Annotated in this window: 10 protein-coding genes; 5 read left to right on the top strand and 5 right to left on the bottom strand. The window is 63.5% G+C overall.

Going from position 1 to position 12972, the window contains the following annotated elements:
- Positions 1 to 52 precede the first annotated feature (52 nt).
- Positions 53 to 1360 carry a hemolysin family protein gene (locus J3454_RS10035; RefSeq protein WP_349513622.1) on the bottom strand — a complete coding sequence of 436 codons (1308 nt, stop codon included), beginning with the start codon at positions 1358 to 1360 and terminating at the stop codon, positions 53 to 55.
- A gap of 180 nt (positions 1361 to 1540) precedes the next feature.
- On the opposite strand from J3454_RS10035, the gene J3454_RS10030 reads away from it, so the two are divergent.
- On the top strand, positions 1541 to 2236 hold the full coding sequence (locus J3454_RS10030) for a YiaD family glycine zipper/OmpA-like lipoprotein (RefSeq protein WP_349513621.1): 696 nt from the start codon (positions 1541 to 1543) through the stop codon (positions 2234 to 2236).
- Between the two features lie 170 nt (positions 2237 to 2406).
- On the opposite strand, the gene J3454_RS10025 is transcribed toward J3454_RS10030, so the two are convergent.
- Positions 2407 to 3183 (bottom strand): 3'(2'),5'-bisphosphate nucleotidase CysQ, encoded by a 777-nt coding sequence (locus J3454_RS10025; protein WP_349513620.1) that lies wholly within the window; start codon positions 3181 to 3183, stop codon positions 2407 to 2409.
- Positions 3184 to 3295: 112 nt separating this feature from the next.
- On the opposite strand from J3454_RS10025, the gene sucC reads away from it, so the two are divergent.
- From sucC to J3454_RS10005, 4 genes are all read left to right on the top strand, one after another.
- Positions 3296 to 4495 (top strand): ADP-forming succinate--CoA ligase subunit beta, encoded by a 1200-nt coding sequence (gene sucC, locus J3454_RS10020; RefSeq protein WP_349513619.1) that lies wholly within the window; start codon positions 3296 to 3298, stop codon positions 4493 to 4495.
- Between the two features lie 158 nt (positions 4496 to 4653).
- A complete protein-coding gene (locus J3454_RS10015; protein ID WP_349513618.1) occupies positions 4654 to 5400 on the top strand; it encodes an electron transfer flavoprotein subunit beta/FixA family protein in 747 nt (248 codons plus the stop codon).
- A gap of 122 nt (positions 5401 to 5522) precedes the next feature.
- The gene (locus J3454_RS10010; protein WP_349513617.1) at positions 5523 to 6452 is read left to right on the top strand and encodes an electron transfer flavoprotein subunit alpha/FixB family protein; all 930 of its coding nucleotides are present in this window, start codon (positions 5523 to 5525) and stop codon (positions 6450 to 6452) included.
- Positions 6453 to 6523: 71 nt separating this feature from the next.
- Positions 6524 to 7396 (top strand): TonB family protein, encoded by an 873-nt coding sequence (locus J3454_RS10005; RefSeq protein ID WP_349513616.1) that lies wholly within the window; start codon positions 6524 to 6526, stop codon positions 7394 to 7396.
- Positions 7397 to 7543: 147 nt separating this feature from the next.
- On the opposite strand, the gene J3454_RS10000 is transcribed toward J3454_RS10005, so the two are convergent.
- From J3454_RS10000 to J3454_RS09990, 3 genes are read right to left on the bottom strand one after another with little or no spacing between them, the layout of a single operon-like run.
- On the bottom strand, positions 7544 to 7999 hold the full coding sequence (locus tag J3454_RS10000; RefSeq protein WP_349513615.1) for a hypothetical protein: 456 nt from the start codon (positions 7997 to 7999) through the stop codon (positions 7544 to 7546).
- Positions 8000 to 8026: 27 nt separating this feature from the next.
- Positions 8027 to 9316 carry a DUF445 domain-containing protein gene (locus J3454_RS09995; protein WP_349513614.1) on the bottom strand — a complete coding sequence of 430 codons (1290 nt, stop codon included), beginning with the start codon at positions 9314 to 9316 and terminating at the stop codon, positions 8027 to 8029.
- Between the two features lie 47 nt (positions 9317 to 9363).
- A complete protein-coding gene (locus J3454_RS09990) occupies positions 9364 to 12945 on the bottom strand; it encodes an efflux RND transporter permease subunit (protein WP_349513613.1) in 3582 nt (1193 codons plus the stop codon).
- Between the last annotated feature and the right edge of the window lie 27 nt (positions 12946 to 12972).

The raw sequence follows: 12972 nt of genomic DNA, 5'->3' as shown, positions 1-12972 counted from the left end.
GTTTCCTGCACTGACATTGAGGTGTTGGAGGCGAACGCTTTTCGGCACTTCGCTAATCTTCGCCCGCATCGGCTCGGCTCACCAGCAGCTTGTCGATCCGGCGGCCGTCCATGTCGACAACTTCGATGCGCCAGCCTTGATCGGTAAAATACTCGCCCTCCGCCGGCAGCTTCTTCAGCACCGACAGGACATACCCCGCCGCCGTGCCAAATTCGCGGTCCTCACCGTAGTCTAGACCGAGCCGATCAGCGAGCGCATCGGCGGATAGCGATCCGGCCACCAGCAACGACCCGTCCTCGCGCTCCACCACCTGCGGCTGATCGCCTTCGTCCTGATCGCTCGCAAAGGTGCCGACAATCGCGGTCAGCAGGTCGACGGGGGTGACGATCCCCTCGAAATGCCCGTATTCGTCGTGCACCAGCGCCATCGCCACTTCGGCAGCTTGCAGCACCCGCAATGCGTCCATGGCGTCGAGCTGATCGGGCACCACTTCGACCCGCCGCATCATTGTGCGGATTGAAACTGCATCGCCTGCCACCAGCGCCGCCAGCACTTCGCGAACCTTGACCACGCCGAGGATGACATCGGGCGATCCTTCGGCGACCGGCAGCAGCGAATGCGGGCTTTCCTCGATCGTCTGCTGGATTTCTTTGGCGTCGGCGTCGGCTTCGATCCAGTCGACTTCGGTGCGCGGCGTCATCATCTCGCGCACCGGGCGTTCGGCCAGCCGCACCACGCCGGTCAGGATCTGGCGTTGCTCGGCCTCGATCACCCCGGAACGCGTCGCCTCGGCGAAGATCATCTGCAATTCCTCGGCGGTAACCGATGCCTCGCCCTTGGCGCGGATGCCGAACAGCGCCATCACGGCCGCAGAGCTGCTGTCGAGCAACCATACCAGCGGTGCAGCCGCGCGAGCGATGAAGGCCATCGGCCGGGCCATCACCAACGACACCGGCACCGCCGCACGCAACGCCATCTGTTTGGGAACCAGTTCCCCGATGATCAGGCTGAGATAGGTGGTCAAGGCGATCACCACCGCGAACCCGGCCTCGTCGGCGTACCGGGCGGGCAGGCCGAGCCATGCCAGCCGCTCTCCCACCGGCCCGCCCAGGCTCGCGCCCGAATAGGCTCCGGCGATGATGCCGATAAGGGTGATGCCGATCTGCACGGTCGACAGGAACTTGCCCGGATCCGCCGCCAGCCCGATGGCGATGCGAGCGCTGTCCGACCCCGCCTCGGCCCGTGCCTCCAGCGCGCTGGTCTTGGCGGAAACGATGGCGAGTTCGGACATCGCGAAAACGCCGTTGATCACGACCAGCGCGAAAATGATGGCGAGATCAGTCCATGGAAAGGGTGTCACGCCCTACCCGCTAGCACAAAAGCCCATCTGTGCCAGCCGCATGATTGGGTAGGCGCGGCGAACCTGTTCAAGCGAGGGCAATGACAGGCACGCCAAGGCGTGGCCGAGAAGCGACATTATTCCTTGTCGGCTCTCCGGCGGCATGCCATTCTTGCCGCTTGAATTGAGGGAGGTTTCACCATGACTTTTTCGCGTATCCTGCTTTCCGGCACCGCCGCGCTGGCCTTGATGGGCACCAGCGCCTGCGTGACCGATCCCAACACGGGCGAGAAGAAGATTTCGCGGACCGCGATCGGCACCGGTCTCGGCGGCACGCTCGGTTACCTCCTGGGCGGCGCAATCGGCGGCGATGCCGGGCGTATCATCGGCGCCGGCGTGGGCGGCACGGCGGGCGCCGTCCTTGGCAAGCAGTATGACGACCAGATCAAGACCCTGCGCGAACAGACCGCCGGGAGCGGCGTCGAAGTCGAGGAAGTGGGCGATCAGGACGCGATCCTCGTGCGCCTGCCCGACGGCGTGACCTTCGCCACCGGTTCGGCTTCGATCAATCCCGGCTTCTATGAAACCCTCAACAATGTCTCGGAAAGCCTGATCAATTACCCCAACAGCCTGATCGACGTTTACGGCTTCACCGATACCACTGGAGCGAACGCGACCAATCAGCGCTTGTCGGAACAGCGCGCACAGGCAGTGGCCGATTATCTCGCGGCGCGCGGGGTGGCGCGCTCGCGGATCGCCACGCAGGGCTTCGGCGAACAATATGACTATCTGCGCGTCAAGACCGCCGACGGGGTGAACGAACCGATGAATCGCCGAGTCGAGATCAAGATCATCCCGATCAGTCAGGATGATGTGAACGCAGCGCGTACGCAGTAATATTGGCGGGGCCGCCTCCGCGGCCCCGCATCCTCGCTCACTTCGGTCGCTGCGGGCGGGGTCTTCTCAGCCTATCGCTTCGCTATTTGAGGCCGGTCGGCCTTGCGGGCTGCCCTTGCGGGCAGCCCGTTGTGGTTCTGCGCCGCTCGGCTAGGAATGACGCTTGCCTCTTACCGCAGCGCTTCGGCCCGTTCCGCCAGCCGCTCGACCGCAGCTGCGTGGATGGCGGGCGAGCACACCAGCACACCGAAATCGCGCGGGTCGTGCTTGTTATAGGCGAGTGGCCGACCGAAGGCATCGCTGACCTGCGCTCCGGCCTCGCGCGCAATCAGCGTCGCGGCAGCGATATCCCATTCGAACCCCCAGCGCAGCGTCGCCACCAGATCGGCGCGGTCATCGGCGACCATCGCGATCCGCAAGGCAATCGAATTGGGCTGTTCCACCGCGACCAGATCAGTATCCTCCATCGGCAGAGAGTGCACCGGCACCCGCGCGCCTGAAAACTGCGTGCGCGTGCTGGCCTTGAGCGGGAGGCCGTTGAGCGTTGCCCCCTGCCCGGCCACCGCCAGCCACTCTTCGTCCCGCGCAGGCGCGGCCAGCATTCCGACCAGCGGCCTTCCGGAGCTCACCAGCGCGACCGACACCGCCCAGCCGGGCCGACCGCGTACGAAATCGCGGGTACCGTCGATCGGATCGACCAGCCAGATCAGCCCGCTGGCGGTGCGCGCTTTGTCGTCGGCGGTTTCTTCGGAAAGCCACGCCGCCGAAGGCAGCAACCGCTTCAGTTCGCGCGTCAGGAACCGGTCGACCTCCAGATCGGCCTCGCTCACCAGATTGCCGGGAGTCTTGTCCCAGCTGTGCAGGGCATGGCCCGCCCCCGGCCAGCGCGAATGGGCGATCCTGCCCGCCTCGCGGACGATTGCTTGAAGGCGATCCGTGTCAATCATGAGATGCCTGCTGTTGCGCTTGCACACAGCACTTTTCAAGAGGATCGATCCGTGCTTAGGCCCGCCGCAAACAAACCTCTCCCCCGGAATCGCAAGAAGGGATCGATACGCCATGAATGTCCACGAATATCAGGCCAAGGAACTGCTCGCCGAGCACGGCATCGCAGTGCCCGCCGGACACGCCGCGCTGAACGTTGCCGAGGCGGTCGAAGCCGCCAAGAAGCTGCCCGGACCGCTCTATGTGGTCAAGGCGCAGATTCACGCCGGTGGCCGCGGCAAGGGCAAGTTCAAGGAACTCGGCCCCGACGCCAAGGGCGGCGTGCGCCTCGCCAAGAGCCTTGAGGAAGTCGAATCCCACGCCAAGGAAATGCTCGGCAACACGCTGGTCACCATCCAGACCGGGGACGCGGGCAAGCAGGTCAACCGGCTTTACGTCACCGACGGGGTGGACATCGCCAAGGAATATTACCTGTCACTGCTGGTCGACCGCGCCACCGGACGCGTCGCTTTCGTCGTTTCGACCGAAGGCGGGATGGATATCGAAACCGTGGCGCATGACACGCCCGAACTGATCACCACCTTTAGCGTCGACCCCGCGCAGGGCTTCCAGCCGCACCACGGCCGCGCGGTGGCGTTTGCCCTGAAGCTGACGGGCGATCTTAACAAGCAGGCGCAGAAGCTGTCGAAGCAGCTTTATGACGCCTTCCTCGCCACTGATTGCGAAATGCTCGAGATCAACCCGCTGGTCGAAAGCGAAGACGGCAAGCTGCTGGTGCTCGATGCCAAGATGAGCTTCGACGGCAACGCGCTTTACCGCCACCCCGCGATCGAAGCGCTGCGCGACGTGACCGAGGAAGACCCGGCCGAAGTCGAAGCATCCGAATACGACCTCGCCTACATCAAGCTGGACGGCAATATCGGCTGCATGGTCAACGGCGCAGGCCTCGCCATGGCGACGATGGACATCATCAAGCTGAACGGCGCCTTCCCGGCGAACTTCCTCGATGTCGGCGGCGGCGCCACCACCGAGAAGGTGACGGCTGCGTTCAAGATCATCCTGAAAGACCCGGCGGTGGAAGGCATCCTCGTCAACATCTTCGGCGGGATTATGAAATGCGACGTGATCGCCAATGGCATCGTGCAGGCGGCCAAGGACGTGAACCTGCAGGTTCCGCTGGTGGTGCGTCTGGAAGGCACCAATGTGGCCGAAGGCAAGGCGATCCTGAACAATTCGGGTCTCGCCATCGTCAGCGCCGACAATCTCGGCGATGCCGCGCAGAAGATCGTGGCCGAGGTGAAGAAGGCCGCCTGATCGCCGGGGTATTGTTGAGCAAGTACATCCTGGGCGGGGTTGGCCGCGTATCAACCTCGTCCGGTCCCACACCGCCCTGCCTCACTTGACGTTTACGTAAACGCAAGCTAGGCGGAGCGCCAATATGCCAGTGATTCTTTGAGAGGAAGGAACGCCCCATGAAGATCCTCGTCCCCGTCAAGCGGGTGATCGATTACAACGTCAAGCCGCGGGTCAAGGCCGACGGCACCGGCGTTGATCTTGCCAACGTCAAGATGAGCATGAACCCGTTCGACGAAATCGCCGTCGAAGAGGCCATCCGTTTAAAGGAAAAGGGCGCAGCGACCGAAATCGTTGCTGTCTCCATCGGTCCGGCCAAGGCGCAGGAAACGCTGCGCACCGCGCTCGCCATGGGCGCTGACCGGGCGATCCTGGTCGAGAGCGAAGACGAGGTCGAGCCGCTGGCGGTCGCCAAGATCCTCAAGGCCATAGCCGATGAAGAACAGCCCGGCCTGATTATCCTCGGCAAGCAGTCGATTTCGGACGATTCGAACCAGACCGGCCAGATGCTCGCCGCGCTGATGGGCCGCCCACAAGGCACCTTCGCCAACACCGTCGAAGTCGATGGGGACAGCGTCACCGTAAAGCGCGAAGTCGATGGGGGCCTCCAGACCGTGAAGCTGACGATGCCCGCCATCGTCACCACCGACCTGCGCCTGAATGAGCCGCGCTACGCCTCCCTGCCCAACATCATGAAGGCCAAGCAGAAGCCGCTCGCGAACAAGACCGCTGCCGATTACGGCGTCGACATTGCCCCGCGCCTCACAACCCTCAAGGTCGCTGAGCCGCCGGTGCGTCAGGCGGGCGAAAAGGTCGCCGACGTTGCCGCGCTGGTCGAGAAGGTCAAGGCGCTCGGCATCGCTTGAATTTCAACCATACCCGTTCGTGCTGAGCTTGTCGAAGCACCGTCCTTCTTAAGGCGCGCGGGTGAAAGAAAGTGCAGCCCTTCGACAAGCTCAGGGCGAACGGAATTTGAGAGGTAAGTTCAATGAAGACTCTGGTTCTCGTCGAACATGACAACACCAAGGTGAATGACGCGACGCTCGCGGTCGTCACCGCAGCCGGGAAGCTCGGCGAAGTGCACCTGCTGGTCGCGGGCCACAATTGCGGCTCGGTTGCCGAAGCGGCTGCCAAGATCGCTGGCGTCGGCAAGGTCCACGTCGCCGATGATGCGGCTTACGCCAACGGCCTCGCTGAAAACGTCGCCCCGCTCGCAGCCGACCTGATGGGCCACCACGACGCGTTTCTCGCGGCGGCCACCACGCAGGGCAAGAACGTCGCCCCGCGTGTCGCCGCGCATCTCGATGTGATGCAGGTGTCCGAAATCCTCTCGATTGAAGGCCCCAAGACCTTCACCCGTCCGATCTACGCCGGCAACGCCATCGCCACGGTCGAATCGACCGATGCCAAGCTGGTCATCACCGTGCGCGGCACCGCGTTCGAAAAGGCCGCGACCGAAGGCGGCTCGGCTGAGATTGAGAATGTTTCGGGCGCAGGCGATGCCGGTATATCGACCTTCGTCAGCTCGGAAATCGCCAAGAGCGAACGTCCCGAACTGACCAGCGCCAAGATCATCGTTTCGGGTGGCCGCGCGCTGAAGGATAGCGAAACCTTCGAAAGCATGATCACCCCGCTCGCCGACAAGCTCGGCGCCGCCATCGGCGCGAGCCGCGCCGCGGTCGATGCGGGCTATGTGCCGAACGATTATCAGGTCGGCCAGACCGGCAAGATCGTCGCCCCCGAAGTGTACTTCGCCATCGGTATCTCGGGCGCGATCCAGCACCTTGCCGGGATGAAGGATTCCAAGGTCATCATCGCCATCAACAAGGACGAAGACGCGCCGATCTTCCAGGTCGCGGATATCGGTCTGGTGGCGGATCTGTATACCGCAGTGCCGGAGCTGACGAACGCCCTGTAAACGCTTTATCGCAAGCGACTTTATTTCGAAACGAACCTCCGGCAGGCTGCATGTCTGTCGGAGGTTTTTCTATGCGTCTTGCCATCCTCACCGTCGCTGCCGCTTTCACTGCACTTGCCACCGCCCCGGCGCGGGCGGAACCACTGGTGCTCAACCCAAGCACTACCTGGACTTTGGACTACGCTGAGGACAAATGCAGACTGATCCGCAAGTTCGGTAGCGGCGAGACCGAAGTGGAACTTCATATAGAACAATCTGGAACCGGACCGTTTTATAACTTGGCCCTGTTCGGCAAGCCTGCCCGCAAGGACGTCGGCGACGTCATGCGAATTGCGTTCGGTCCGAATGAAGGCCCATCGGAGCGGAGCTACTTGGGTGGAAGGATCAAATCGAGCAAAACGCCCTTTGTCATGATGCACGGCATTCACCTCGCTCCCGTCGCGCGAAACGCTGACCAAGGCGAGTTCGAGGTGACTGAGATTGGCCCTGACCGCGAAAGGGCCATCACCTCGTTGACCCTAACCAAAGGACTTAGGCGACCCCTTCAGCTTCAGATCGAATCCATGGAAGCGCCATTGAACGCGATGAGGGCATGCGTTGCCGACTTGATCCAGACTTTAAAACTCGACGAGAACGGTCTCGCTCAAATAGTCACACCGCCAGAACCCAAAAACGCGATGGAATTCGCCCGGTTCATGCAGGAGCGCTATCCACCACAGCAAATTCGAAACGAGCAAGGCGGCACAGTGGCAGTCCAGTTAACAATAAATGATAAGGGCGAAGCTACTGCCTGCCAGATCGCCGCTTCTGATCGCCCTGCGGTCTTCGACGATGCCGTTTGTTTCGGCTTGATGCGAATGGCCGAGTTTGAACCTGCTGTTGGTCCGGATGGAAAGCCGCGTTTCAGCTTCTGGAGGACCCGAGTCACCTACAGAATGAACTGAAACCGCGGAGCGGCGGTGACAATATTCGGCCGTCGCAGATCGATCATTCCAATTCCTTCCTCTTCACACGCCCCCTCACATCACCGTCGTAAGGAAATGCAGCGCCACCCCCGATGACATTGCGCCCAATCGCCCTCAAGCCAGCTTTCAAACGTCACACCGCGCCAGAGCCTCTTGGCCGCCGGGCATCCTGTCAGCCGCGATCCAGAGGCTTTCAACGCAAGCCGTGTATCCCCGCGCCTCCAGATGCCACGCGGCGAGCCAATGCGCGCCGAGCGGAAACACGATCACGAAGGGCAGCAGACAGGCGGACAGCACCAGCAGGCGCTTGATCCGGTCGCTGCGCGGCCCGTCAACATCCGGTCCCTGATAGCGGCCGATATACAGGCCCAGCGCAAGCACAAGCAGCGCGAGCGCGATGGGGAGTGCAATCCAGCCGCCAGTATCCCAGAGAATGATCGGGGCGCTGGCTGCAACGGCATCGACAAATTCGTAAATCGTGATCGCGGAGAAGCCCAGTAGCGCCGCTCCTGCCAAGCCGAGGCCCCAGGCAAGCCGAAGGCCGGAGCCTTGCGTGCCGCTGTCACCCGACTTGCTGACCACGCCGATCCCTTATCGCATCGGTCCCGATCACAACACCCCGGTGAGAAAGTGTAGCGTCATCCCCACCAGCCCGCCGACCAGCGTGCCGTTGATGCGGATGAACTGGAGGTCGCGGCCGACCGCGCCTTCGACCCGGTCGGTGATCGTCCCTGCATCCCAGCGCTTCACCGTTTCCGACACCAGCCGCACGATCTGGTCGCCGTAGCGGGTGGCCACGCCGACGGCGGTGCGGCGGGCGAAGCGGTTGATCTGGTGCTGCAAGCGTTCGTCCGCTTGCAGCGCCGCGCCCAGTTCGGCGAGCATGGTGCGCATATCCTCGCCCATCCCGCTTTCGGGATCGCGCGCGCGGGCGATCAGGGATCGGCGGATGCGTTCCCACACCCCGGTCCACCACACCGCCACCGCCGGATTGGCAATCAGATCGCGCTTCATCGATTCCACCCGCTCGCGGGTTTCGGGGTCGTGCTGCAAATCCTGTCCGAGCTTGGCCAGCCCTTCCTCGATCTTCCCGCGCAGCGGGTGATCGGGGTTGACCAGCACCTCGGCCAGCAGCTTGTACAGACCGTCGAGCACGCTGGAGGAGATCGTCTTGTCGATCCCGGCCCAGCGCAGCACCCCTGCCACGCGCTGATGGATGATCTCGCGCAGGGTGTCCTCGTTGTCCTCGATCGTCAGGCCCGCCCAGCGCACGAATCCGTCGATCAGCGGCTGGTGGCGCTTGTCCGCCATCGTGGTCTCGATCATCCGGCCTGCCAGCGGCGCGATGTCGAGCTTGGATAGCTGCCCCGCCAGCCCGGCGCGCACCTGATTGCCGAGCCGGTCCGGATCGAGCGATTCGAGCACTTCGGCCAGCAGCTCCGCCGCGGCCGATGTGATGCGCGAGCGTTCGTCGGGCGCCCCGCGTTCAGGCGACGCGGCGAGGAATTCGCCCGCCGCCTTGGCGATATTCATCCCCGCCATGCGCCGTGCAACCACGGCCGGGGTGAGGAAGTTCTCGCGCAGGAAGGCCGCCATGGTGTCGGCGATGCGGTCCTTGTTTTCGGGAATGATCGCGGTGTGCGGGATCGGCAGCCCGAGCGGATGGCGGAACAAGGCGGTCACCGCGAACCAATCGGCCAGGCCGCCCACCATCGCGGCTTCGGCAAAGGCGTTGATATATCCCCACGCCGGATGCGCGGCGACAAGGCCGTGGGTGGCGATGAACACCACCGCCATTGCGGCGAGCATCCCCGTCGCCGTCCAGCGCATCCGGCGCGCACGGTCGACGGTCAGCGGTTCGCCGCCAAAGGTCAGGGGTCTTGCAGGGCGCATCGCCATGGTGCGGTTCTAGCCCCTTCAGAGCGGCCGCGTCACCCTTTTGTCGCTCATTCGGCCGGTTCGCTGCCCGGCGGGACGCGCCGCGCAGGCGTGGGCCGCACGCCGCCCGGCAAGCCGGGGAACGGCAAGTCAGGCTCGCCCTCACCATGCGGACGGGTATCGTCGCCCGGCTTGTAGGTCAGCATCCGATCGCGCAACCACGGCCCGACCCGCTTTTCGAAACCGTCGGCAAGACTGAAACCTGCCGGCACGATCAGCAGCGTCAGCAGCGTCGAACATAGCAGCCCGCCGATCACCACGATGCCCATCGGCTGCCGCCATGCGCCATCGCCGCTCAGCGACAGCGCGACGGGCACCATCCCGGCGGTCATCGCCACGGTGGTCATGACGATCGGCTGCGCCCGCTTGTGCCCAGCATCAAGGATCGCCTCAAGCTTGCCGACGCCCTTGTTCATCTCCTCGATCGCGAAGTCGATCAGCAGGATCGAGTTCTTGGACACGATCCCGAGCAGCAGCAGGATGCCGATATAGACCGGCATTGATTGCGGCTGGCCGAGCAACCAGATCAGCAGCACGCCGCCAAGCGGAGCAAGCAACAGCGAGGTCATGTTGACCAGCGGGCTCATCAACCGCTTGTAGAGCAGCACCAGCACCGCGAACACCAGCAGGAACCCGGCGACGATCGCGATCATCAGGTTGACCTGCAGTTCGGCCTGCCACTCTTCCTCACCCACCACATCGCGGATCACGCCGGTGGGCAGGTTCTGCAGCACCGGCAGCGCGTCGATCTGGGCCTGCGCCTCGCCCTTGAGCACGCCCGCGGCAAGATCGGCGCCCACCAGCACGCGGCGGTTCTGGTTGTAGCGCTGGATTGCAGTCGGCCCCGAACCGAAGCTGATCTCCGCCACCCGGCTCAGCGGCACCGAACCGCCACTGGCGGTTTGCACCGGCAGGTTTTCGATGGTGCGGAAATCGGCGCGGGCTTCCTCCGACAGGCGCACCACGATCGGGATCTGGCGGTCGGACAGCGAGAAGCGTGCAGCGTTCTGCTCGATCTCGCCCAGCGTCGCGATGCGGATCGTCTGCGACAGGGCGGCGGTGGTCACGCCCAGTTCGGCGGCGATCTGGTCGCGCGGGGTGATGATGATTTCCGGGCGGTTGAGATCGGCGCTAATGCGCGGGGCGATCAGCGTTCGCAGGCCCTTCATCTGTTCCACCAGAGTGGTTGCGGTCTGATCGAGAATCTCGGGATCGGATCCCGCCAGCATCACCGTCATGTCGCGGCCCGATCCGAAGCCTGCGCTTTGCGACTGGAACCGCACGCGCGCATCGGGGAATTGCGCCAGCACCGGCGCAAGTTCGCGTTCGAATTGGATCGAACTGCGCGCGCGGTCCTCCTTCAGCTTGATGAAGATCGACGAGGTCTCGCCCAGCCGGATACGTTCGAGCAGACGCTCGACCTCGGGCTCAGCGCGTATCTGGTCGGCGACATCGTTCACGATCCGCTTCGTCTGCGCCAGCGTTGTGCCGGGCACGGTCTCGATTTCGATGCGGCTATTCTCGTCATCGATGGTCGGTTGGAACTGCGCCGGAGACTGGCCGAACAGCAGGATCGTGACCAGAAGCGAAAACCAGCCGATGCCCAGCATCCACACACGGTGATCGTAAAAGCGCGCGGTCATCCAGCGAATGCCATTCGCCAACCGGCTGTTACCGCCAGCGGGCGCTTCGATCAGCTTGAAGGTCAGCAAACCGGCAAGGAAGGTGATCCCCGATACCAGCAGCACCTGAACGACATCGAAAATCTTGTACACCAGCTTGTAGATGAAGCCGTTGCTGTCGCTCGACACGGCGCTGGCCACCGATTTGGGAACTTCCAGCCCGGCAATGCCGCCCCACGGCGGAGCAGCGCCCATGCCTCCGGCAATCGCCGCCGAAACCGAGCCGCCAAAGCTTTCGAACATGGTAACCCCGGTCACCACCAGCAATGCGATGACGGTCAGCAGCAACGAGGGGACGTAGAGGATGCGGCTGCGCGGGCCGTCGATCCCGGCGCGGCGCGCGGCCATCTTTCCGGTGTCGAGCGTCCAGGCGAGCACCTGCATGTAACGGTCGATCATCGCGCCTTCGCCATGTTCGGCGTGGCCCTGGGCCTTGAGGAAATAGGCTGCCATCAACGGCGTGATCATGCGCGCGACCGCAAGGCTCATCAGCACGGCGATGACCACGGTGATCCCGAAGTTCTGGAAGAACTGCCCCGAAACCCCCGGCATCAGACCGACCGGCAGGAACACCGCCACGATGCAGAAGCTGGTGGCGACCACCGGCAGGCCGATCTCGTCGGCGGCGTCGATGCTGGCCTGATAGGCGGATTTGCCCATCCGCATGTGGCGCACGATATTCTCGATCTCCACGATCGCATCATCGACCAGCACGCCTGCCACCAGCGCCAGCGCGAGCAGCGAGAGGAAATTGAGGTTGAAGCCGAGCAGATCCATGAACCAAAAGGTCGGGATCGCGGACAACGGGATGGCGACCGCGCTGATGAAGGTCGCGCGCCAATCGCGCAGGAACAGGAACACCACGACCACCGCCAGCACCGCGCCTTCGATCAGTGCCCACATCGAGGATTCGTATTGTCCGCGGGTATAGGTAGTGCTGGTCGAAAGCTTGATAAATTCGATGCCGGGGTTTTCGGCCTCGATCGCGTCCATTTCGGCGAGAGCTGCGTCATAGACAGTCAGGTCGGACGACCCGCGCGCGCGGCTCATCGCGAAATTGACGACTTCCTTGCCATTCACCTCGCTGATCGAGTTGCGTTCGGAATAGCCGTCGCGCACCTTGGCGACGTCGGCCAGCCGCACCGTCCGCCCGCCGCCCAGCTGAATCTGGGTCTGCGACAGCGCATAGGCATCGTCCGAATTGCCGAGCACGCGGAGCGACTGACGGGTGCCGCCGATTTCGGCGAGACCGCCTGCGGCATCGAGATTGTTCTGGCGCAGCACGGCGTTGATCTGCGAGGCGGTGACGCCCAAAGATTGCATCCGCGCCGGATCGAGGATCACTTCGATTTCGCGGTCGACCCCGCCGAAGCGGCTGACTTCGGCCATGCCTTCGATCTTCAGCAGACGCTTGGCCACGGTATCGTCGATGAACCAGCTCAACTGCTCGATCGTCATGTCGTCGGCTTCGACTGCGGTGTAGCCGATCGGCTCACCGACGACGTTGACCTTGCGCACCTGCGGTTCGAGAATACCGTCGGGCAGGTTGCCGCGCACGCCGTCGATAGCGGTTTCGACTTCGTTCACCGCCTCGATCAGATTGGTGCCGATCTCGAATTCGACGAAGGTCTGCGAACTGCCCTCGCGCGCGGTCGACTGGATCGAATTGACCCCGGCGATCGATCGCAGCGCGCTTTCCACGCGCTGGGTGATCTGGTTCTCGATCTCGGTCGGGGAAGCGCCCGGCTGGGCGATCTGGACGATCACCGCCGGGAACTCGACATCCGGATTATTGGTCACGTCCATGCGCAGAAAGCTGACGATCCCGGCAAACAACAGCCCGGTGAACAGCACCAGGGGGATCACCGGGTTGCGGATCGACCAGGCCGAGATGTTGCGTAAACTCATGATTGTCCTAGCTGCGCCTTCATGTCT

It is taken from the genome of Erythrobacter sp. NFXS35 (assembly GCF_040148725.1).
GTDB lineage: Bacteria > Pseudomonadota > Alphaproteobacteria > Sphingomonadales > Sphingomonadaceae > Erythrobacter.
This window is presented reverse-complemented; position numbering and strand designations above follow the sequence as displayed.